This is a genomic window from Streptomyces sp. enrichment culture (genome assembly GCF_964272895.1).
Classification (GTDB): Bacteria; Actinomycetota; Actinomycetes; order Streptomycetales; family Streptomycetaceae; genus Streptomyces.
Genome location: NZ_OZ186832.1, coordinates 3,511,761 through 3,531,879, shown reverse-complemented (window position 1 = coordinate 3,531,879; position 20,119 = coordinate 3,511,761). Strand labels below are relative to the sequence as shown.

The following is a 20,119-nucleotide window of genomic DNA, read 5'->3' as shown; positions in this document are numbered from 1 at the left end:
CGGGCGGTTGTTTTCAGCCGTCCGTCGTCGTCCCGCGCTCCTCGGCCACCCGCAGCACCTCGTCGATGCTCTCCAGGCTGAGGCGGTCCACGTCCGCCGCCGAGGCCGCGATGATCAGCTCTCCGCACAGTTCGATCTCGGCGAGGGCCACGTGGTCCTGTACCGCCGTACCGCCGACCGGAGCCACGCGCATCACCTCTTCTCCGCCATCACCGGCTTCCTAGAGTAGGGAGCGGCCCACGGACCGCGCATGGCACGGACGGGCTAGTTCTCATACCGGTCCGATGGTCTGCCCGGTCCGGCTCACTCCTCGGCGATCCGGCCCGCGTAGATGTCCCCCTCGGGCGGCAGGCGTACGTCGACGGGGGCGCCGAAGTCGTACAGGAGGGCCGTCGAGGCCACCGCCACAGTGGCCTTCTGGCGGCCGTTGACGAAGCTGAAGCGGTGCCTGATCTTGCGGATGCGGCCCTCGTCGTCCAGATACACGTCGAACGGCACCACGGCCGTGGCGAACCCTTTCGCCGCCGCCCCGAGGGAGTCCCGGGCGCCCGGCGAAGCGGTGCGCGCGGCCGCCGACAGATCGGCGGTGCCCCGGTAGTGCCACACCTCGGTGCCCGCGAGGTGGGTCGTGCCGACGAGCGTCGCCGAGCGGGTGCCGCGCAGCACCTCGGCCGCCGCGAACGGGTCGGTGGCGCCGCCCGTGACGAGGTTGCCGTCGGACAGGCCGGCCGTCTCCACGCGGACCCATTTGTCGGCGGGCACCCCGGCGCCCCGGTTCTTCATGAACAGCGCGCCCGGCGCGAGGAGTTCGGTGATCGGGCGGTGGGCGGTGCGGCCGGTCGGGTCCTGCGGCAGCATCACCTTCAGCCGGCCCAGCTGGCGGGTGTAGTCGTAGACGCCCTCGCCGCGGATGGTGACCCGCGTGCCGCCGGTCGCCATCTCCATCGACGTACGCGCCCGGGAGCTCTTCGCCCGCAGCAGCGCGTCGGACGCCTCGCGCAGAGTGTGCACCGGGTCCTCGGCGGCGGACCCGCTGCTGCCGCATCCGGAGGCGCCGAGACAGGCACAGGCCACGAGCCCCGCCGCCACGACCGTTCCGCCCGCTCTGCCGTGCTGCCGCTGCGCCATCGCCTGCCCTACCCCCAGCCGTACGTCCGTCAAGGGCCCCCGCTGTGACGGTTAACGACGGGTAGGGGGTGCCGTCACGCGGTCCGGGGCGTCGGCCGGGGGCACGCGCAACCTGCTCTTCACCCGCGCTGGGTAACGTGGTCCGTGTGACACAGCAGGAGCGCTGCGCGCCCACTCAGGAGCATGTCGAGCACCGTACGACCACCGTCGAACAGGGGCCGTTCTGTGTGGCCCGGTGCAGCTGCGGCTGGCGTGGCCCCGCCCGGCGCGCCCGCAGCCTGGCCCGTACGGACGCGGAGGGGCACGCGGCCGGTCAGTGACCGCCGAGGGTGTCCAGCAGGGCGGTCACCAGGTCCCGGTCGCGCGGCTGGGTGAGGCGCCGGCGGGCCGTGGCCGGGGGGAGCCACAGGACGCGGTCGACCTCGGCGGTGGGGACGAAACCGCCGCCCGTGGCCTCGGCCGCCCAGTAACGGACCTCCTTGGGGCGGCCGTTCGCCAGGTAGCGGAGGGTGGGCAGCTCCTCGCCGGGGCGGGCGGTGCAGCCCGTCTCCTCCACCACCTCGCGCAGCGCGGCCGCCAGCGCCTCCTCGCCGCGCTTGAGCTTGCCCTTGGGGTGCGACCAGTCGTCGTACTTGGGGCGGTGCACCAGGCAGATCTCCAGCCCGGCCGGGGAGCGGCGCCACAGCACGCAGCCGGCCGCCAGGACCGGGGCGCCGGCCGGGGACGGGGAGGACATCACCGCTGGCTCACCTCTTCAGGCCGTGGCCACCGTCTGCTTCTGCCAGGACTGCTGGAACGCGAACCGGGCCGCCTCCACCTCGTGCCGCTGGTCGGCGTGCAGCACCCCGAGGGCGTACGCCGTCGCCGGCGCGATCCGCGGGGTGCGCGCGGCCTGGGCGGCGGCGGCCGCCGCCTCGGAGGCGTCGCGGTGGCGGTCGAGGGCCTGACCGGCCGCCAGCAGCCGGACATCGACCGGGCCGTCGGGGCCGTACAGCACCTCGCGGGCGTAGCGGTGCAGGCGCAGCAGGAGGCGCACCTGGTGCCAGGGGGCGTCCTGGGGGTGCGGGGCGGGGTCCGGGGACAGGCCGTGGACCAGGGCCTCCGCGTTGTACGGGCTGCCCGCGGTGACCAGCGGCAGCGCGGCGACCGCGTCCCGCAGGCGCTCCTCGGCGGCGGCCGCGAGCGGGCCGAGGTCCGTGGTGGCGGCGGCCGCGGTCAGCGGTACCTCGCTGGCGAGTACGGCCACCTTGTCGGCGACCGCGTGGAAGCGGCTGCTGCCCAGGGCCTGGAGGGCGGTGGAGTGCGCCCGGGTGCGGGCGAGGGTGAGCTGGCGGTCCAGGAGGGCGCCCGCCTTGGCCGCGCCCACGGTGAGGTTGCCGCGCTCGGGTGCGGGCGGGGCGCCGCCGGGGGCGGGGGGCGTGGTGCCCGGGGTCTGGGCGGGCAGGGCCGCCGAGCCCGACAGGCGGTGCAGGGCGGCCAGCAGGCGCTCCAGCCGGGCGGCGTGGGCGTGCTCCATCGCCAGGGTGCCGGACAGCCAGGCGAGTTCGGGCCGCATCCCCTCCGACCAGTCGGCGTCCAGCAGCGGACGGTAGGTGTGCAGGCTGCCGCTGATCCGGCGGGCCGAGCGGCGCAGGGCGCGCGCCGCCGCGACGGACTCCTGCGAGCCGCCGGCCGCGGCACCGGTCTCCCGGTGCTGGCGCAGGGCGCGCAGGAACTCCGTGGCCTGGGACCGGAGATAGCCGGCGAGGGCCTCTCCGGTCACCGGGCGGGCCAGGGGGTCCGTCGGTTCAAGGTGTTGCTGTGCCACGCCGGCGCCTCCGGGCGTCTATGAGCATCTCCTGCACGTTCCTCAGGGGCTGGCCGTCCGCGTCCGTCGCGTGCCGGGTCCACTCGCCGTCCGCCCCCAGGTGCCAGGAGGCGGTGCCGTCCGACATACCGGTCTCCAGGAGCCGGTTGAGCGCGGCGCGGTGGCCCGGATCGACCACCCTGACCAGAGCCTCTATCCGGCGGTCGAGGTTGCGGTGCATCATGTCGGCGCTGCCGATCCACACCTCGGGCTCGCCGCCGTTGCCGAAGGCGAAGACCCGCGAGTGCTCCAGGAAGCGGCCGAGCACCGAGCGGACCCGGATGTTCTCCGACAGCCCGGCCACGCCCGGGCGCAGCGCGCAGATGCCGCGCACCCACACGTCGACCGGCACGCCCGCCTGGGACGCCCGGTAGCAGGCGTCGATGACGGCCTCGTCGACCATCGAGTTGACCTTGATCCGGACGTACGCGGGGCGTCCGGCCCGGTGGTGCTGGACCTCCTTGTTGATCCGCGACACCAGGCCGTCGCGCAGCGACTTGGGGGCGACCAGCAGACGGCGGTAGGTCTCCCGGCGGGAGTAGCCGGACAGCCGGTTGAAGAGGTCCGAGAGGTCGGCGCCGACCTGCGGGTCGGCCGTCAGCAGGCCGAGGTCCTCGTACAGGCGGGCCGTCTTGGGGTGGTAGTTGCCGGTGCCGACGTGGCTGTAGCGGCGGAGGGTGTCGCCCTCCTGACGGACCACCAGCGACAGCTTGCAGTGGGTCTTCAGGCCGACCAGGCCGTAGACGACATGGCAGCCGGCCTCCTCCAGCTTGCGCGCCCACTTGATGTTGGCGTGCTCGTCGAAGCGGGCCTTGATCTCCACCAGCACCAGGACCTGCTTGCCGGCCTCGGCCGCGTCGATGAGCGCGTTGACTATGGGGGAGTCGCCGGAGGTGCGGTACAGCGTCTGCTTGATCGCCAGCACGTCCGGGTCCTCGGCCGCCTGCTCCAGGAACGCCTGCACCGACGTGGAGAACGAGTCGTACGGGTGGTGCAGCAGCACGTCCCGGCTGCGCAGCGCGGCGAAGATGTCCGGCGGGGAGGCCGACTCCACTTCGGCGAGGTCGCGGTGGGTGCCGGCGACGAACTTCGGGTACTTCAGCTCGGGTCGGTCCAGGGAGGCGATGCGGAAGAGGCCGGTGAGGTCCAGGGGGCCCGGCAGCGGGTAGACCTCGGCCTCGGTGATCTTCAGCTCGCGCACCAGCAGGTCCAGCACCTCGCGGTCGATGGACTCCTCGACCTCCAGGCGCACCGGCGGCCCGAAGCGGCGCCGCATGAGCTCCTTCTCCAGCGCCTGGAGCAGGTTCTCGGCGTCGTCCTCCTCGACCTCCAGGTCCTCGTTGCGGGTGATGCGGAACGCGTGGTGCTCCAGCACCTCCATGCCCGGGAACAGCTCTTCCAGGTGCGCGGCGATGACGTCCTCGATGGGCACGTACCGGCCGGGGCTGGACTCCAGGAAGCGGGACAGCAGCGGCGGCACCTTCACGCGGGCGAAGTGCCGGTGGCCGCTGACCGGGTTGCGCACGACGACGGCCAGGTTCAGGGAGAGGCCGGAGATGTACGGGAAGGGGTGCGCCGGGTCGACCGCGAGGGGCGTGAGGACGGGGAAGATCTGGTGCCGGAACAGCGTGAACAGCCGTGCCTGCTCCTTCTCCGTCAGCTCGCTCCACCGCACCAGGTGGATGCCCTCCTCCGCGAGGGCCGGGGCGACGTCCTCGTGGAAGCAGGCCGCGTGCCGGGCCATCAGCTCGCGTGAGCGGGCCCAGATCATCTCCAGCACCTGGCTGGGCTGGAGGCCGGAGGCGGAGCGGGTGGCGACACCGGTGGCGATCCGGCGCTTGAGACCGGCCACCCGGACCATGAAGAACTCGTCCAGGTTGCTCGCGAAGATCGCCAGGAAGTTCGCCCGCTCCAGCAGCGGGGTGTTCGGATCCTCGGCGAGCTCCAGGACGCGCTCGTTGAACGCGAGCCAGCTGCGCTCCCGGTCCAGGAAGCGGCCCTGCGGCAGCTGGACCCCGTCCTCCTGGCTCTCCTCGTACGTGTCGAGGTCGGCGTCGAGGTCGGGTTCGAGATCGGAGACCACGGCCGCCACGGTGTGCGGGCGGTGCGCGGCGATGGAGCCCACGGAGGGCTGCGCGTGCTGGACCTCGGCCTGGGTGTTCTGCTGGCTCATGGACCCATTCTTCCGCGCCGGCAGGGAGACAGGCGCGTCGGACGTCGCGAGCGGGAGCATGGCGGCGGCCCCCTCGGGGGGCGGCAAAGGCTCGGGCACGGCGGGGTTCATTGGCCGAGCGTCGCAAGGGTGTCTGAACCGATGGTTACGGAGACATGGCGTGCGGGATAGCGGGGGGAGGATCGAGGGGGACGGGCTGCTGCCGGGCGCGGGTGGTCGGCCGGGGGCCGGGGCGGCGGCCCGGTGCGGCCGCGGCACGGTGACAGGTCAGGCCGTGCGGGCCCGGAGGGCGGGCGCCGCCCCGGTGGCCGGGGCGGGTGCGGTGGGGACGGTCGGAGTGGTCAGACGGCGGCTCCCGTGCGGCGGCGCAGCACCCGGAACGCGGCCAGTACCGCGAGGGCGGTGAGGGCGAGGACGATGGCGGTCTCCATGAGCTGGAGGGGCCAGAAGTGGGAGGCCGGGTGGTAGTCGGCGTAGTAGGCGACGATGTCGTGCTCCGCCTTGCACCGGGCGCTGTCGTAGCAGTTGGGGTCCGTGATGCGGGTGCCGTCGGCGGCGAGGGAGCCCACGTCGACCGGCATGCCGTCGTACGAGGGGTACTCCTCGGTCGTGACCAGGGTCCTGGCCGGCCACAGGCGGGGGCGCAGCTGGTCCAGGGCGAACATCAGGGAGAACTGGACGCAGACCGCGCTGCCCAGCGCGGGCACGGCACGGCGGGTGAGCAGGCCGGTGAGGACGCCGACGGCGAGGCCGAGCAGGACGTGGACGGTGGCGAGGAGGCCGTTGGCCGTGAAGACGCCGGTGTCGTGCCACTCGTACCAGCCGTAGATCCGCAGGATCTCCGCGTCCTTGGCCCAGACCCCGCGGTGCAGCAGGGTGATCAGCAGGGTGCCCGGGATCAGCAGGGCGGCGGGCACGGCGAGCTTGGCGGCCAGCCAGCGGGTGGGGGAGACGGACTGGACCCAGGCCAGCTGAGCGGTGCCGTTCTCCAGCTCGCGGCCGGTCAGCGCGCCGCCCGCCCAGCCGGCGACGATCGAGGGCAGGACGGCGAGCAGGCCGGCGGCCAGGGAGATGGCCAGCTCGTAGGAGTAGAAGGCGGAGCCGCCCAGGTAGTCGCAGCCCATGCCCGTCACCGCGGAGCCGTTGCCGCCGCCGCAGTCCAGTTCGGCGAATTCGTGCCGGGTCGCCTCGCCGCCGGGCCCGTAGGCCCACAGCAGCAGCCCGGCGGCGACGGCCACCAGCAGCACCCAGAAGCGCAGGGCCCAGCTGTGCAGCCGCAGCATCGCCCAGACCAGGCCGCGCGGCCCGCGTGAAGGGGTGCCGGAGACGGCCGGCGCCTCGGCGGTGACCATGGCGGTCATACGGCCACCTCCCGCATCTCGTCGTCGAGCAGCAGCACCGGCGCCCCCGGCGCCCGCAGATGGGCCAGGACCAGCTCCTCCAGGGTCGGCTCGGTGGCGTCCCAGGCGTCGGCGATCTGCCCCTGCGGGCGGATCAGGGCGGTGGTCCCGCGGCCGGTGGTGCGGGACTCGACGACGGTGTGCGGGGCGAGGTCGCCGGTGCGGCCGGTGACCAGGCGGTGGGCGGCCAGCAGCTCCTCCAGGGAGCCGGCGAGGCGGACGCGGCCGGCGCCGATCAGCAGCAGGTGGTCGCAGGAGCCCTCCAGCTCGGCGACGACGTGGGAGGACATCACGACCGTCGTGCCGTGTTCGGCGGCGTCGGCCATGAGGGCGCCCATCAGCTGGTGGCGGGCCAGCGGGTCGAGGTCGGCCATCGGCTCGTCGAGCAGCAGCAGCTCGGGCCGCTTGCCGAGGGCCAGGGCGAGGGCGACGCGGGTGCGCTGGCCGCCGGACAGGGAGCGGATGGTGGCGCCGGGGTCCAGGTCGCCCTCGGCGACGATCCGCTCGGCCACGGCCGTGTCCCAGCGGCGCGGGTTGAGCTCGCGGCCCAGGCGCAGGGTGTCGGCGACGGTGAGCTGCGGGGGCAGCGGCTTGTCCTGGGCGACGTAGGCGAGCCGTTCACGGGCGGCCGCCGGGGTGGTGCCGAGGACGGTGACGGTGCCCTCGGTCGGGGCGAGCAGCCCCGCGGCGAGGGCGAGCAGGGTGGACTTGCCGGCGCCGTTGGGGCCGACCAGGGCGCACACGCGTCCGGCGGGGAGGCGGAAGGAGCAGTCCTCCAGCGCCCGTCGGCCGTGCCGTCCGAAGCGCTTGCCCAGCGCGGCCGCCTGCACGGCGGTGTCGGTCATGTCTGGTCCCCCTCGGTTCCCGTGCTCATTTCTGCTCCCCCCTTGAAGTGCTGTTCCAGTACGGATGTGAAGAGGGCGGCCACGTCCTCCCGCTCCAGCCCCGCCGCGCGCGCCCGCCGGGCCCAGTCCTCCAGCTCGCCGCGGAGCGGGGAGTCGGCGGGGGCGGTGCCCAGGGTGCGCCGGACGAAGGTGCCGAGGCCGCGCCGGGCCTCCACCAGTCCCTCGCGCTCGAGTTCGCGGTATGCCTTGAGCACGGTGTTCGGGTTGATCGCCGTCGCCTCCACCACCTCGCGCGCCGTGGGGAGCTTGTCGCCGGGCTCCAGCAGGCCGAGGCGCAATGCCTGTTTGGTCTGCTGGACGATCTGGACGTACGTGGCGACACCGCTGCGTCGGTCGATGCGGTACTCGATCAACGGTCGGCCACTTCGTATCACCCTTTCACTACTTGATTAGTGAAAGGGTGATGCAAGAGAGGGGGCGGCGTCAAGATCGTCGCCGCCCCCTTTCGGGTGAACCCTCAAGTCCCCTCGCGACGTATCACGTCTCCGAGCGGTACATCAGATCCACCTCGTGCGTGGTGAACCCCAGCCCCTCGTACACCGCCACCGCCGCCTTGTTGTCCGCGTCGACGTAGAGCATGGCCGTGGGCAGCCCCTGGGCCCGCAGATGGTTCAGCCCGATCGTGGTGAGCGCCTTGCCGAGGCCGCCGCCCTGCGCGTCCGGCGCGACCCCCACGACGTAGACCTCGCCGAGCTGCTCCTCGGCGTGCACCTTCGTCCAGTGGAAGCCGGCCAGCCGGTCGCCGTGGAAGGCGAGGAAGAAGCCGGCCGGGTCGAACCAGGGCTCGGCCTTGCGGTCGTCGAGGTCGCGCTGGGTGAGGGAGCCCTGCTCGGGGTGGTGTGCGAAGGCGGCCGCGTTCACCCGGAGCCAGGCGGCGTCGTCCTCGCCCGGAACGAAGGTACGTACCGTCACGTTCTCGGGCAGAACGGGCTCGGGGAGCTCCATGTCCTCCAAGGAGCGGCGCATCTGGCGCAGTTCGCGGAACAGGGTGAGTCCCAGCACCTGGGCCAGGTGACGGGCCGCCGGATGCCCGCCGTGCGCCCACACCCGCAGCCGCTTGCCGGAGGCGGCGAGCAGTGCCGAACCGAGCGCGCGGCCGTGCCCGTGGCCCCGGTGCGCGGGGTGGACGACCAGCTCGCCGGCCGGCGCCTCCACCGGGTCGGTGTCCTCCAGCTGGGCATAGCCCACGAGTTCGCCGTCGAGGGTGAGCAGCAGATGGGACACGCCCTCGCGCTCACCGCCGCGCAGCTGGAGCCTGCCCTGTTCGGACACCGCCTGCTGGCCGTCGGTGCGGGCGGCCTCGGAGAGCAGGGCGAGCACCGCCTCGACCTGCTCCGCGTCGAGCGCGGCGAAGGTCTCGATGGAGCGGGATCGGCCGGGCCGTGACAAGTCGTCGCTGGTCATGCCTACGAGGGTAAAGGGCCGCCGCCGTCGGGGTGCGGCAAAGGGAAACCCAGATGTAACCAGGAAACCCCTGTCGCGCTACGCGCGTTGACTCTAGGCTGCGCCCGGACCAGCCATACCTCTTATCTGCACCACAGGGGGGCGCATGCCTGCCACACCTCAGCCGCATCACCGCAGACGCCGTACGCACCGGCTGCTCGCGGCCGCCGCCGGACTCGCGACGGTCGGCGCCCTCGCCGCCGCGCTGCCCGGCACCGCGACCGCCGACGAGGCCGCCGAGCGCTCGGGCAAGCACCCGGGCCGCTACCAGGACGTGCAGCTGCTGTCCTTCAACGACCTGCACGGCAACCTCGAGCCCCCGGCGGGCTCCGCCGGCCGCCTCACCGAGGTGCAGCCCGACGGCACCGTGAAGACCATCGAGGGCGTCGGCGGCGTCGAGTACCTGGCCACGCATCTGCGCAAGGCGCGCGAGGGCAAGGCGTACTCCATCACCGCGGCGGGCGGCGACATGGTCGGGGCCTCCCCGCTGATCTCCGGCCTGTTCCACGACGAGCCCACCATCGAGGCGCTCAACCAGCTGGAGCTCGACGTCACCTCCGTCGGCAACCATGAGTTCGACGAGGGCGCGCGCGAACTGGCCCGCCTGCAGAACGGCGGCTGCCACCCCGTCGACGGCTGCTACACGGACGAGGAGTTCGAGGGCGCCGACTTCCCCTACCTCGCCGCGAACGTCCTGGACGAGAAGACCGGCCGCCCGATCCTCCAGCCGTACACCGTCTGGCGGAAGAACGGCGTCAAGATCGGCTTCATCGGCGTGACCCTCGAGGACACCCCGGGTGTCGTCACCGCCGAGGGCGTCAAGGGCCTCAAGTTCAAGGACGAGGTCGAGACGATCAACAAGTACGCCAACGTGCTCCAGAAGCAGGGCGTGAAGTCGATCGTCGCCCTGATCCACGAGGGCGGGGCCCCGGCCTCGGGCGCGTACAACTACAACTGCGACGCCCCGGGCCCCGGCGACGGCATCTCCGGCCCGATCGTCGACATCGCCAAGAACCTCACGCCCAAGGTCGACGCGCTGGTCACCGGCCACACCCACGCGGCCTACGTCTGCACGATCCCGGACCCCTCGGGCAAGCCCCGCATGGTCACCTCGGCCGCGTCCTTCGGCCGCCTCTACACCGACACCACCCTCACCTACGACCGCTGGACGGGTGACATCGCCCGTACGTCGGTGAAGTCGGCCAACCACGTGGTCACGCGGGACGTCCCCAAGGCGACCGACATGTCGGACCTGATCCGCAAGTGGAACGAGCTGGCCGCGCCCATCGGCAACCGGGCCATCGGCTACATCTCCGCCGACATCACCAGCTCCGGCACCGAGTCCCCGCTCGGCGACCTCATCGCCGACGCCCAGCTCGCCCACGGCAAGGAGCTGGACCCGGAGACCGACCTGGCCCTGATGAACCCCGGCGGCATCCGCATGCCCCTGACCTACGCGGCCAAGGGCTCCGAGGGCGACGGCGTCGTCACCTACGCCGAGGGCTTCGCCGTCCAGCCGTTCGCCAACACGGTCAACCTCCAGGACTTCACCGGCGCCCAGCTGATCCAGATCCTCAAGGAGCAGGTCAGCGGCTCCAACGCGGCCTCCCCGAAGATCCTCCAGATCTCCTCCGGCCTCACCTACACCCTGGACCTGACCAGGACCGGCGCGGACCGTGTCGTCACGGACTCCATCAAGCTGAACGGCGAGCCGATCAACCCGGCGGCCACCTACCGGGTCGCGGCCAACAGCTTCCTCGCCGGTGGCGGCGACGGCTTCCCGACCCTCGGCCAGGGCACCAACGACCTCGTCGGCTCCGACGACCTGACCGCCCTGGAGAAGTACCTGCTGGCCAACTCCTCGGCCACCAGCCCGCTGGCCCCGCCGGCGGCGAACCGGATCACGATCGTGAAGTGAACCGGCCGCTGAAGCGGTGAGGAAGGGGGAGGAGCCCGGCGCTCCTCCCCCTTCCGGCGTCCAGGAGCCCGAGGCTCCCGCCTCACGTCCGCCGCCGAGGGGCGACGGCGTACCCGAGGGGCTACGGCGTACCCGAGCGGCCTACGGCGTCTCCGCAGGCGGAGGAGTGGCCGCCCCCGGCAGCCGGACCGTCACCAGCGTGCCGCCGCCCTCCGCCGGGGTCAGCCTCACCTCGCCGCCCGCCTGCTGGACGGTGCGGGCCACGATCGACAGGCCCAGACCGGAGCCCGGCAGGGATCGTGCGCTCGGGGAGCGCCAGAAGCGGTCGAAGACGTAGGGGAGTTCCTCGGCGGGGATGCCGGGGCCGTGGTCGCGGATGCGCAGGGTGCCGTCCGTGAGGGTCACCTCGATCGCGCCGCCCTCGGGGCTGAACTTCACCGCGTTGTCGAGGATGTTGACCACCGCGCGCTCCAGGGCGGCCGGCTCCGCGCGGACGTACCAGTCCCCGAGGTCCGCCGTGATCGTCAGCTCGGGGCCGCGCAGCCGGGCCCGGCGCAGCGCCGACTCCACCGTGTCCGTCAGGGAGACCACCTGGAGGCGTTCCCCGCGCTGGCCCTCGGAGCGGGACAGCTCCTGCAGGTCGCCGATCAGCGCGGCCAGTTCCGTCATCTGTGCCTTCACCGACGCCAGCAGGGCCCTGCGGTCCGCCTCGGGCAGCGGGCGGCCGGTCTCCTCGCTGCGGGTGAGGAGTTCGATGTTGGTGCGCAGGGAGGTCAGCGGGGTGCGGAGCTCGTGGCCGGCGTCCGCGATCAGCTGCTGCTGGAGGTCGCGGGAGCTGGCCAGGGAGGTGGTCATGGAGTTGAAGGAGCGGGACAGCCGGGCGATCTCGTCCTCGTCGCCGGCCTCGACCGGGATGCGGACGGCCAGGTCCTCGGTGCGGGCCACATGCTCCACGGCCGCGGTGAGCTCGTCCACGGGCCGCAGCCCCGCGCGGGCCACCGCGAGCCCTGCGGCTCCCGCGCCGACGACCCCGATGCCGGAGACGATCAGCAGCACCCAGGCCAGCGACGACAGCGGCTTGTCCACGTCCCCGAGCGGCTTGGCCACGGAGACGGCGACACCGGGCTGCACCTGACGGGTGTCCCGGTCGACGACCGGGCGGGTGTACACGCGTACGGCCGTGCCGTCGGTGGTCCGCCCGGAGTGCAGGGCCGTGTCCGCCTCGCCGTCGGCGACCGCCAGATCGGCGTCCTGCACCCTGACGTCCTTGAACCCGGGGTTGGCGCAGGTGGAGCCGTCGGAGTAGAGGATCGTGACGATGGGGGAGCTGGGGGCCAGCGGCAGCTGCCGGGGCTCGGCCAGCCGGCAGTTGTCCAGCATCACCTGGAGCAGCCCGGACGAGACCTGCTCGCTGCGCAACTGCTCGTCCATCTGGTTGTACAGCCGGTCCCGCACCAGCAGCCAGCACGTCACCGACACCGCAGCCACCGCGAACGCCACCGCCGCCGCCACCAGCAGCGCCAGGCGGGAGCGCAGCGGAAGGCTCCTCAGCCGTCTCACTCGCCGCCGCCCTGGCGCAGTACGTAGCCGACGCCCCGCACGGTGTGGACCAGGCGCGGCTCGCCGCCCGCCTCCGTCTTGCGGCGCAGATACATGACGTAGACGTCGAGGGAGTTCGACGACGGCTCGAAGTCGAAGCCCCACACCGCCTTCAGGATCTGCTCGCGGGTGAGGACCTGGCGGGGGTGGGCCATGAACATCTCCAGGAGCGTGAACTCCGTGCGGGTCAGTTCCACCGGCCGCCCGCCCCGCGTGACCTCGCGGGTCGCCAGGTCCATGCGGAGGTCGGCGAAGGTGAGGGCCTCGTCCTCGGGGGCAGCGCCGGAGGAGGAGGCGTAGGAGCTGCGGCGCAGCAGTGCGCGGATACGGGCGAAGAGCTCGTCGAGCTCGAAGGGCTTGACGAGGTAGTCGTCCGCGCCCGCGTCCAGGCCCGTGACCCGGTCGCCGACCGTGTCACGGGCGGTGAGCATGAGGATCGGGGTGGTGTCGCCCGCCCCGCGGATGCGGCGGGCGGCGGTCAGGCCGTCCATGCGGGGCATCTGGATGTCGAGGACCACCAGGTCGGGGCGGTAGGCGGCGGCCTTCTCCAGCGCGTCCAGACCGTCGACGGCGACCTGGGTGTCGTAGCCCTCGAAGGCGAGGCTGCGCTGTAGCGCCTCGCGTACGGCCGGTTCGTCGTCGACGACGAGGATGCGCTGGGGGTCACGGTCGGCATCGGCGGGGCTCATGGGTTTCCTGGTCCTCTGGTTCCTGAGGGGCGCTCGTACTCAGCCTCGCATGTGCGGGCCCTACGACGTGCTCCCCGCCCGCAGCTTGGCCAGGTCCGCCTTCACCGTGTCGATCGGGATCGCGAAGCCGAGGCCCACGCTGCCCGCGTCCGCCGAGGACGCGCCGGAACTGGGGGCGTACATGGCCGAGTTGATCCCGATGATGTGGCCGTTCATGTCGATCAGCGCGCCACCGGAGTTGCCCGGGTTGAGGGAGGCGTCGGTCTGGATCGCCTTGTACGTCGTCGTGGACGAGCCGGTGTCGCCGTTGAACTCCCGGCCGCCGAACTCGAACGGCCAGCCGCCCTCCGGCTGCTGCCGCCCCTCGTCGGTGGGGACGGTGACATCGCGGTCGAGGGCGGAGACGATCCCGCTGGTCACGGTGCCGGTCAGGCCCTCGGGGGAGCCGATCGCGACGACCTGGTCGCCGACCTTGACACGGTCGGAGTCGCCGAGGGTGGCCGCCTTGAGGCCGGACGCCCCGGACAGCTTGATCAGGGCGAGGTCCTTGCCGCTGTCGGTGCCGACGATCTCGGCGCTGTACTCCTTGCCGTCGCTGGTGCGCACGGTGATCTGGGAGGCGCCGGAGACGACATGGTTGTTGGTGATGATCTCGCCGTCGTCGGTGATGATCACGCCGGAGCCGGTGGAGGAGCCGGAGCCGCCCGTGGCGTTGATCTCCACGATGCTCGGGCCGACCGCCTCGGCGACCCCGGCGACCGTGCCCTTCTGGCTCACCGGGACCACCTCGGTGCCGGCCGAGCCGGCGGCCACGGCGGAGGAGCCGCCGGTCAGTTCCTGGATGCCGTACGCCGTTCCGCCGCCGACGGCCGCGGCCACGATCGCCACGGCGGTGAGCAGGGCCACGGGCCCGCGCCTCCTGGCGCGCCGCCGGGACACGGGCTCGGTCAGGAGCGCGGTGGGGGCGTACGCGGGCGGGGGCGGCCACTCGGGGTTCACGTTGCTCTCGGTCATGTCCATGAGCTTCACGCCCGAGGATGAGAGCTCCCTGAGTGCTGTCTGAGAAGCCCGGCAGAACCTCGTATGCCCGATATAAAGCCGCGGGCCGTACGGCTACGAGCAGCCGCAGGACTGCCGTACCACCAGCCGCGACGGGAACACCTTCAGCCGCTCGCGGCGGGAGCCCGCCACCCGCAGGCCGTCGTCGAGGACGAGGTCGACCGCCGCGCGGGCCATCGCCGAGCGGTCGGAGGCGACGGTGGTCAGCGGCGGGTCGGCCAGGTCCGCTTCCTTGATGTCGTCGAAGCCGGCCACCGCCAGCTCGCCGGGAACGTCGATCCGCAGTTCGCGCGCCGCGCGCAGCAGGCCTATCGCCTGGTCGTCGGTGGAGCAGAAGATCGCGGGCGGGCGGTCCGGGCCGGAGAGGATCTGCAGGGCGACCTGGTAGGCGTCGTAGCGGTTGTACGGCGCCTCGAACAGCCGGCCCTCGGTGGACAGGCCCGCCTCGGACATTGCGCGCTTCCAGCCCTCGACGTGGTCGGAGACCGGGTCGCCGACCGCCGGGGTCTCGGCGGTGCCGCCCATACAGGCGACGTAGTCGTGGCCGTGCTCCAGCAGGTGGCGCACCGCGAGCTGGGCGCCGCCCAGGTCGTCGGTGACGACGGCGACGTCGTCGATGGACTCGGGCCGCTCGTGCAGCAGCACCACGCGCGCGTCCCACGCCTCGATCTCGGCGGCGGCCAGGTCGTTCAGCGCGTGGGAGACCAGGATCAGGCCGGAGACCCGCATCCCGAGGAACGCCCGCAGATAGTGGACCTCGCGCTCGCCCACGTAGTCGGTGTTGCCGACCAGGACCATCTTTCCGCGCTCGGAGGCGGCCTGCTCGACCGCGTGCGCCATCTCGCCGAAGAACGGCTGACGGGCGTCGGGGATGATCAGACCTATGAGGTCGGTGCGCCGCGACGCCATCGCCTGGGCCACCCGGTCGGGCCGGTAGCCCAGCTCCTTGATGGCGGCGAGGACACGCTCGCGCGTGGCCGGGGCGACCGGCCGGGGTCCGTTGTTGATGACGTAGCTGACGACGGCGGTCGAGGTACCCGCCAGTCGTGCCACATCATCCCGAGTCACCTTGGCCACGCGCGGAGTCTACGCGGATGGACCGCCGCTGGGCAGGGCGTGACGGGGGCCGAAAACGCAGGTGACGCCCCCCGCGCGCCCTTGTCAGGCATCGGCCGTGACCTCCGCGGCGGCGCCGGCGGCCGGGTTGTCCCCATCTTCCGGCTTTGGCCGGGCGGCCTTGGCCTTCGCCTCGTCGGCGGCGCGCTCGACTTTTTCGGGCGTAACGAATCGATAACCGACGTTCCGGACGGTTCCGATCAGCGCCTCGTGCTCGGGCCCGAGCTTCGCCCGCAGCCGCCGTACGTGCACGTCCACCGTCCGGGTGCCGCCGAAGTAGTCGTAGCCCCAGACCTCCTGCAGCAGCTGGGCGCGGGTGAAGACGCGGCCCGGGTGCTGCGCGAGGTACTTCAGCAGCTCGAACTCCTTGAAGGTCAGGTCCAGGACCCGGCCCTTGAGCTTGGCGGAGTAGGTCGCCTCGTCGACCGAGAGGTCGCCGTTGCGGATCTCCATGGGGGAGTCGTCGTTGACGATCTGCTGGCGGCCCATGGCGAGCCGCAGCCGGGCCTCGACCTCGGCGGGGCCCGCGGTGTCCAGCAGGACGTCGTCGATGCCCCAGTCGGCGGTGACGGCGGCCAGGCCGCCCTCGGTGACGACGAGGAGCAGGGGACAGCCGGGGCCGGTGGAGCGCAGCAGCTGGCACAGGCTGCGGACCTGCGGCAGGTCGCGGCGGCCGTCGATGAGGATCACATCGGCACCGGGGGTGTCGACGAGGGCGGGGCCCTCCGCGGGGGCGACCCGCACGTTGTGCAGCAGCAGGCCGAGGGCGGGGAGCACCTCCGTCGACGGCTGGAGGGCGTTGGTCAGGAGCAGCAGAGAACTCATACGTCTGGTTCCTCCTCGGTCCCTGCGAGGACGTGTGCGGTGCGGAACTGCGCTGCGATCCCGGTGCCCCGTACACAAGCGTTCCCCAAAGGTTCACCGCTCCGTGTACAACGCCTCCGAAAGCACAAAAGGACCCGGGGGCTACGCTGCCCGAGTCCTCTGCCCAGCAGAATAGCCGACATGAGCGACGGTCCGGCAGGTGATGTGGCGCGATCCACCATTCGTCCGTATGGCGAGACGAGCAGACGCACACCATTGCGGACGTATCTGCGCACGGACGACGGGATCGCGATCGATTTCGTATACGATCCGCCGCCCGCCGTATACGACGGGTCACCCGGATCACCCGCACGGGACCTCGTGTTCGTGATCGCGCACGGCTTCACGGGCGACGTGGACAAGCCGCATGTGCGCCGGATCGCGCGGGCGCTCACCCGGTACGGGGCCGTCGCCACCTTCTCCTTCCGCGGCCACGGCCGCTCCGGCGGGCGCTCGACGGTGGGCGACCGGGAGGTCCTGGACCTCGGGGCGGCGGTCGGCCGGGCCCGCTCGCTCGGGCACGCGCGCGTGGTGACCGTCGGCTTCTCCATGGGCGGCTCGGTGGTGCTGCGGCACGCGGCGCTGCACCCGGGCGCGGTCGACGCGGTGGTCTCGGTCAGCGCGCCCGCGCGCTGGTACTACCGGGGCACCGCCCCCATGCGCCGGCTGCACTGGCTGGTCACCCGGCCGGAGGGCCGCCTGGTCGGCCGCTACGGCCTGCGCACCCGTATCCACCACGAGGCATGGGACCCCGTCCCGCTGTCCCCCGTCGAGGCGGTCCCGCGCATCGCCCCGACCCCGCTCCTGGTCGTCCACGGCGACCGCGACGGCTACTTCCCCCTCGACCACCCCCGCATGCTGGCCGCGGCGGCCGGCGAGCACGGCGAGCTGTGGCTGGAAGGCGGCATGGGCCACGCCGAGCACGCCACCGACGAGGCCCTGCTGGCCAGGATCGGGGACTGGGCGGTGTCCCGGGCGGGCTAGCCTGAACCCTGTTCACTGCCGAACCGACTTGAGGGACGAGATGGCACAGGTCACGGTCCGCTACTGGGCCGCCGCCAAGTCCGCGGCCGGCGTCGCCGAGGAGCCCTACGAGGCCGGGACGCTCGCCGAGGCGCTCGACGCCGTGCGCGAACGCCACCCCGGTGAACTCACGCGCGTCCTGCTGCGCTGCTCGTTCCTCGTCGACGGCGACCCCGTCGGGACCCGCGCTCACGACGCGGTACGGCTGGCCGAGGGCGGCACGGTCGAGGTGCTCCCGCCGTTCGCAGGAGGGTGACCATCGATGACCGAGCAGCCGTACCAGCCGTATCAGCCGTATCCGGGGCAGCCGTACCAGGGGTCGTACGACGGGCAGGGGTCGTACGAGGGACAGAGGCCGTACGAGGAGCAGGCGCCCTACGGGCAGCAGGGCGCGTACGACGCGTACGCGCAGCAGCAGGTCTACCCGCAGTCCTCTGAGGACGCCCAGTACACGCAGCAGTGGCAGGGGCAGACCTGGGAGACCCAGATGCAGGCCCCGGTGACGGCGGCGAGCACGACGGAGACGGCCTATCTGCCGCCGCAGCAGTACGACGCGCCGCCGCCCGAGCTCCAGGGGTGGCAGCAGCCGGCCCAGGGGCAGCTCGTCGGCCAGGGGCAGCAGCCCGGCCCGCGGCCGCAGCGCCCGGAGGCTCCCGTCGGGGACACCCCGGCCGCGACCTCCGGGACCTCCGGCCCCGCCTACGGGCCCGCCACCCTCGCCGGGAACGCCCGGATCACCGACGCCCAGCGGGCCCGCCTGGAGGGCCGGTCGCCGATCATCGAGCCCGGCATGCAGCCCGCGGCGCTCACCGCGCTGCTGGGTCTGCTGCTGTCGGGCACGGCGGCGGTCGGGTCGTACGCCCTGCTCGTCCCGCTCGTCGTCCTGCAGGCGGTCACCGCCGCGGGCTGGTTCCGGCTGAACGGCATGTGGCCCGCCCGGCAGGGCATCGCCCTCGCCTTCGCCGGTGCGCTCACCGCGGACGCGGCGCTGCTCGCCGCGGGGCGGGACAACGGCCCCGCGGCCATCCTCGGCACGCTCGGCGTCTGGGTGCTGCTCACCCTCGTCCTCCAGCTGCGCTCGCACGCCGACCCGGACGAGCGGATGTACGGCCTGATGGCCACCGTCGCCTCGGCGGCCCTCGCGATCCTGGCCACGGGCATGCTCGCGGCCGAGCCGGACGCGGTCACCGTCGGCGCGGCGGCGGTCGCGGTCGCCGTCCTCGCCCGCGCCCTGCCCCTGCCGACCCCCGCCTCCGTGGTCGTCTCCCTCCTCGCCGCGGCGGGCGCGGGCATCGCCGTCGGCGGGATGACCGACGCGGGCACCCAGGGGGCGCTGATCGGCGCGGGCGCGGCGGTGTGCGCGCTGATCGGCCACCGGGTGGCCAGCTATGACTACCCGTCAAGGTTCGTCCACTTCACGGCGGGTGTGGCACTGCCCCTGGCGGCGGCGGCCCCGATCCTCTGGGTGCTGGGAAGGGGCCTGTAACTTCCGGCCGACTTCCGTCACAGCTGATCGACAAACGCGCGGCGGAGCCGCCCCGCAGGGTTACGGTGACTGACGACCGAACGACCGCCGGGGTGGGGAAACATGCGAGCACTGCGAATAGTCCTGATCATCACCGCGGTGCTGGCCGGTGTCTTCGTCCTCGCCGACCGCCTCGCCGTGAACTTCGCCGAGGGCGAGGCCGCCGACAGGCTCCGCACCACCGAGGGACTCGCCAGCACCCCGGACGTGTCGATAAAGGGCTTCCCGTTCCTCACCCAGCTCGCCGGCGGTGAACTGGACGACGTCGAGGTCGGCATGGAGGACTACGAGGCGGCCACCGGCGACGGCGCGGAGACGATCCGGATCGCCGACCTCAGGGCGAGCATGAAGGGCGTCCGCTTCTCCGGCGACTACAGCTCCGCCACCGCGGCCAGCGCCACCGGCACGGCGACCGTGTCCTACGACGAACTGCTCAAGACCGCGAAGTCCGAGCCCACCGAGGTCGCCCCCGGCGTGACCGCCCGCGTCGTCGGCCTCTCCGACGGCGGCAACGGCAAGATCGCGGTCGAGATCGAGGCGACCGTCCTCGGTGTCCCGCTGCCCCGCCCCGTCAGCGTCCTGAGCACGGTCACCGTCCAGGGCGACGCCGTGCGGGTGAAGGCGGACGCGCTGCCCGAGTTCGGCGGGGTGAGCATCGCGGAGGACCGGGTGCGGGAGATCACCGACTTCGACCAGGTGATCGAGCAGCTGCCGGGCGGGATCGAGCTGGACAAGGTGGAGGCTGCGGAGGACGGGGTCGAGATCTCCGTGAAGGGTTCGGACGTCCGGCTGGCCGGGTAGTCCGGGGAGGTGCCCGGCCGGTCGGCCGGGTGAGGGGACTGGGTGGCCGTCGTCCGGTGAGGGGACCGGGTGGCCAAATTTGTCCGGGGAGGTGCCCGGCGTGCCGGGTGGTCCGGTGAGGTGTCCGGCGGGCCGGGTGGTCCGGGGAGGTGCCCGGCCGGGGCGTGTCCCCCGAGGTGACCAGCGGGCCGTGTATCCCCGTGAGGTGACCGGCAGGCCGCGTATCCCCGTGAGGTGACCGGCGGGGGCGTGTCCCCGTGAGGTACCGGCGGGGCCCGTGTCCGAAAGGCGAGACGGCCCAGTCCGCCCCGCAGATGTCCGGGCCGGAACCCCGCCCCGCGGGCCGTGCGGCACCGGGCCCGAGCCCCTTCCGGTCCCGCGATGCGGACGATCGCGTCTCAACATACGACACACCGGTGACACGCCCCGCTGTCCGTCCCTACGATCGACGGCATGAAGCGACAGGCGGATCTCACGAAGCGGCGGGCAGTAGACCTGTGCCGCGTCGCCGCCATGCTCTGTCGCACCGTCTGAGCGGCCGGGCCCCCGGGCCACCGACCGCATTCCCCAGCCGCCCTGCCCCAGGGCATCCGTGTGCGCCGCCGCATGCCCGGCCACGCACCCACCCCT

The 20,119-nt window shown here is 72.9% G+C and carries 21 protein-coding genes; 7 read left to right on the top strand and 14 right to left on the bottom strand.

Annotation, left to right across the window (positions count from 1 at the left end; all coding sequences use genetic code 11):
• Positions 1–13: 13 nt before the first annotated feature.
• Positions 14–193, bottom strand: a complete 180-nt coding sequence (locus ACSU6M_RS15945) for a hypothetical protein (RefSeq protein WP_437070391.1) — start codon at positions 191–193, stop codon at positions 14–16.
• A 110-nt stretch (positions 194–303) separates the two neighbouring features.
• The gene (locus ACSU6M_RS15940; RefSeq protein ID WP_437070390.1) at positions 304–1,128 is read right to left on the bottom strand and encodes a hypothetical protein; all 825 of its coding nucleotides are present in this window, start codon (positions 1,126–1,128) and stop codon (positions 304–306) included.
• A 146-nt stretch (positions 1,129–1,274) separates the two neighbouring features.
• On the opposite strand from ACSU6M_RS15940, the gene ACSU6M_RS15935 reads away from it, so the two are divergent.
• Positions 1,275–1,448: a hypothetical protein gene (locus ACSU6M_RS15935; RefSeq protein WP_437070389.1), complete on the top strand. Its 174-nt coding sequence runs from the start codon at positions 1,275–1,277 to the stop codon at positions 1,446–1,448.
• Here ACSU6M_RS15935 and ACSU6M_RS15930 read toward each other — a convergent pair.
• From ACSU6M_RS15930 to mshD, 7 genes are all read right to left on the bottom strand, one after another.
• Positions 1,442–1,864 carry an NUDIX hydrolase gene (locus ACSU6M_RS15930; RefSeq protein WP_437070388.1) on the bottom strand — a complete coding sequence of 141 codons (423 nt, stop codon included), beginning with the start codon at positions 1,862–1,864 and terminating at the stop codon, positions 1,442–1,444. The genes ACSU6M_RS15935 and ACSU6M_RS15930 overlap by 7 nt on opposite strands.
• Positions 1,865–1,882: 18 nt before the next feature.
• Positions 1,883–2,935 carry a CHAD domain-containing protein gene (locus tag ACSU6M_RS15925; RefSeq protein ID WP_437070387.1) on the bottom strand — a complete coding sequence of 351 codons (1,053 nt, stop codon included), beginning with the start codon at positions 2,933–2,935 and terminating at the stop codon, positions 1,883–1,885.
• Entirely contained in the window at positions 2,916–5,207 is a 2,292-nt protein-coding gene (locus tag ACSU6M_RS15920; RefSeq protein ID WP_437075164.1) for an RNA degradosome polyphosphate kinase, read from the bottom strand. The genes ACSU6M_RS15925 and ACSU6M_RS15920 overlap by 20 nt, the downstream gene beginning before the upstream one ends.
• 281 nt (positions 5,208–5,488) lie before the next feature.
• On the bottom strand, positions 5,489–6,508 hold the full coding sequence (locus ACSU6M_RS15915) for an ABC transporter permease (RefSeq protein ID WP_437070386.1): 1,020 nt from the start codon (positions 6,506–6,508) through the stop codon (positions 5,489–5,491).
• On the bottom strand, positions 6,505–7,392 hold the full coding sequence (locus tag ACSU6M_RS15910) for an ABC transporter ATP-binding protein (protein WP_437070385.1): 888 nt from the start codon (positions 7,390–7,392) through the stop codon (positions 6,505–6,507). Before ACSU6M_RS15910 ends, ACSU6M_RS15915 begins: the two co-directional genes overlap by 4 nt.
• Positions 7,389–7,805 carry a GntR family transcriptional regulator gene (locus tag ACSU6M_RS15905; protein ID WP_437070384.1) on the bottom strand — a complete coding sequence of 139 codons (417 nt, stop codon included), beginning with the start codon at positions 7,803–7,805 and terminating at the stop codon, positions 7,389–7,391. Before ACSU6M_RS15905 ends, ACSU6M_RS15910 begins: the two co-directional genes overlap by 4 nt.
• A gap of 124 nt (positions 7,806–7,929) precedes the next feature.
• Positions 7,930–8,856 carry a mycothiol synthase gene (gene mshD / locus ACSU6M_RS15900; RefSeq protein WP_437070383.1) on the bottom strand — a complete coding sequence of 309 codons (927 nt, stop codon included), beginning with the start codon at positions 8,854–8,856 and terminating at the stop codon, positions 7,930–7,932.
• Positions 8,857–9,001: 145 nt separating this feature from the next.
• Here mshD and ACSU6M_RS15895 point away from each other — a divergent pair, with 145 nt between their 5' ends.
• Positions 9,002–10,813: a bifunctional metallophosphatase/5'-nucleotidase gene (locus ACSU6M_RS15895; protein WP_437070382.1), complete on the top strand. Its 1,812-nt coding sequence runs from the start codon at positions 9,002–9,004 to the stop codon at positions 10,811–10,813.
• A 141-nt stretch (positions 10,814–10,954) separates the two neighbouring features.
• Here ACSU6M_RS15895 and ACSU6M_RS15890 read toward each other — a convergent pair whose 3' ends face one another.
• The 5 genes from ACSU6M_RS15890 to ACSU6M_RS15870 all read right to left on the bottom strand — a co-directional run bounded on the left by ACSU6M_RS15890 (position 10,955) and on the right by ACSU6M_RS15870 (position 16,101).
• Complete coding sequence (locus ACSU6M_RS15890) at positions 10,955–12,373, bottom strand: sensor histidine kinase (protein WP_437070381.1); 1,419 nt, start codon at positions 12,371–12,373, stop codon at positions 10,955–10,957.
• Entirely contained in the window at positions 12,370–13,101 is a 732-nt protein-coding gene (locus tag ACSU6M_RS15885; RefSeq protein WP_437070380.1) for a response regulator transcription factor, read from the bottom strand. Before ACSU6M_RS15885 ends, ACSU6M_RS15890 begins: the two co-directional genes overlap by 4 nt.
• Positions 13,102–13,161: 60 nt before the next feature.
• Complete coding sequence (locus tag ACSU6M_RS15880; protein ID WP_437070379.1) at positions 13,162–14,115, bottom strand: S1C family serine protease; 954 nt, start codon at positions 14,113–14,115, stop codon at positions 13,162–13,164.
• 99 nt (positions 14,116–14,214) lie between these two features.
• A complete protein-coding gene (locus ACSU6M_RS15875; protein WP_437070378.1) occupies positions 14,215–15,237 on the bottom strand; it encodes a LacI family DNA-binding transcriptional regulator in 1,023 nt (340 codons plus the stop codon).
• A gap of 84 nt (positions 15,238–15,321) precedes the next feature.
• Positions 15,322–16,101, bottom strand: coding sequence for a response regulator transcription factor (locus ACSU6M_RS15870; protein WP_437070377.1), 780 nt, complete (start codon positions 16,099–16,101; stop codon positions 15,322–15,324).
• A 180-nt stretch (positions 16,102–16,281) separates the two neighbouring features.
• Between ACSU6M_RS15870 and ACSU6M_RS15865 the strand changes: the two genes are divergently transcribed.
• The 5 genes from ACSU6M_RS15865 to ACSU6M_RS15845 all read left to right on the top strand — a co-directional run bounded on the left by ACSU6M_RS15865 (position 16,282) and on the right by ACSU6M_RS15845 (position 20,023).
• Positions 16,282–17,124 (top strand): alpha/beta hydrolase, encoded by an 843-nt coding sequence (locus tag ACSU6M_RS15865; RefSeq protein ID WP_437070376.1) that lies wholly within the window; start codon positions 16,282–16,284, stop codon positions 17,122–17,124.
• Between the two features lie 40 nt (positions 17,125–17,164).
• Positions 17,165–17,419, top strand: coding sequence for a MoaD/ThiS family protein (locus ACSU6M_RS15860; protein WP_437070375.1), 255 nt, complete (start codon positions 17,165–17,167; stop codon positions 17,417–17,419).
• 6 nt (positions 17,420–17,425) lie between these two features.
• A complete protein-coding gene (locus ACSU6M_RS15855) occupies positions 17,426–18,649 on the top strand; it encodes a hypothetical protein (protein ID WP_437070374.1) in 1,224 nt (407 codons plus the stop codon).
• 102 nt (positions 18,650–18,751) lie between these two features.
• Positions 18,752–19,489 carry an LmeA family phospholipid-binding protein gene (locus tag ACSU6M_RS15850; protein WP_437070373.1) on the top strand — a complete coding sequence of 246 codons (738 nt, stop codon included), beginning with the start codon at positions 18,752–18,754 and terminating at the stop codon, positions 19,487–19,489.
• 453 nt (positions 19,490–19,942) lie between these two features.
• Positions 19,943–20,023, top strand: coding sequence for a putative leader peptide (locus ACSU6M_RS15845; RefSeq protein ID WP_350203226.1), 81 nt, complete (start codon positions 19,943–19,945; stop codon positions 20,021–20,023).
• Positions 20,024–20,119: the final 96 nt, after the last annotated feature.

Excerpts from the sequence above, each read along its gene's own strand:
- ACSU6M_RS15895 (WP_437070382.1), top strand. The coding sequence starts at position 9,002 with ATGCCTGCCACACCTCAGCCGCATCACCGCAGACGCCGTACGCACCGG.
- ACSU6M_RS15885 (WP_437070380.1), bottom strand. The coding sequence starts at position 13,101 with ATGAGCCCCGCCGATGCCGACCGTGACCCCCAGCGCATCCTCGTCGTC.
- ACSU6M_RS15910 (WP_437070385.1), bottom strand. The coding sequence starts at position 7,392 with ATGACCGACACCGCCGTGCAGGCGGCCGCGCTGGGCAAGCGCTTCGGA.
- ACSU6M_RS15850 (WP_437070373.1), top strand. The coding sequence starts at position 18,752 with ATGCGAGCACTGCGAATAGTCCTGATCATCACCGCGGTGCTGGCCGGT.
- ACSU6M_RS15870 (WP_437070377.1), bottom strand. The coding sequence starts at position 16,101 with ATGAGTTCTCTGCTGCTCCTGACCAACGCCCTCCAGCCGTCGACGGAG.
- ACSU6M_RS15915 (WP_437070386.1), bottom strand. The coding sequence starts at position 6,508 with ATGACCGCCATGGTCACCGCCGAGGCGCCGGCCGTCTCCGGCACCCCT.
- ACSU6M_RS15860 (WP_437070375.1), top strand. The coding sequence starts at position 17,165 with ATGGCACAGGTCACGGTCCGCTACTGGGCCGCCGCCAAGTCCGCGGCC.
- ACSU6M_RS15845 (WP_350203226.1), top strand. The coding sequence starts at position 19,943 with ATGAAGCGACAGGCGGATCTCACGAAGCGGCGGGCAGTAGACCTGTGC.
- ACSU6M_RS15855 (WP_437070374.1), top strand. The coding sequence starts at position 17,426 with ATGACCGAGCAGCCGTACCAGCCGTATCAGCCGTATCCGGGGCAGCCG.
- ACSU6M_RS15930 (WP_437070388.1), bottom strand. The coding sequence starts at position 1,864 with ATGTCCTCCCCGTCCCCGGCCGGCGCCCCGGTCCTGGCGGCCGGCTGC.
- mshD (WP_437070383.1), bottom strand. The coding sequence starts at position 8,856 with ATGACCAGCGACGACTTGTCACGGCCCGGCCGATCCCGCTCCATCGAG.
- ACSU6M_RS15865 (WP_437070376.1), top strand. The coding sequence starts at position 16,282 with ATGAGCGACGGTCCGGCAGGTGATGTGGCGCGATCCACCATTCGTCCG.
- ACSU6M_RS15920 (WP_437075164.1), bottom strand. The coding sequence starts at position 5,207 with ATGCTCCCGCTCGCGACGTCCGACGCGCCTGTCTCCCTGCCGGCGCGG.
- ACSU6M_RS15880 (WP_437070379.1), bottom strand. The coding sequence starts at position 14,115 with ATGACCGAGAGCAACGTGAACCCCGAGTGGCCGCCCCCGCCCGCGTAC.
- ACSU6M_RS15940 (WP_437070390.1), bottom strand. The coding sequence starts at position 1,128 with ATGGCGCAGCGGCAGCACGGCAGAGCGGGCGGAACGGTCGTGGCGGCG.
- ACSU6M_RS15945 (WP_437070391.1), bottom strand. The coding sequence starts at position 193 with ATGCGCGTGGCTCCGGTCGGCGGTACGGCGGTACAGGACCACGTGGCC.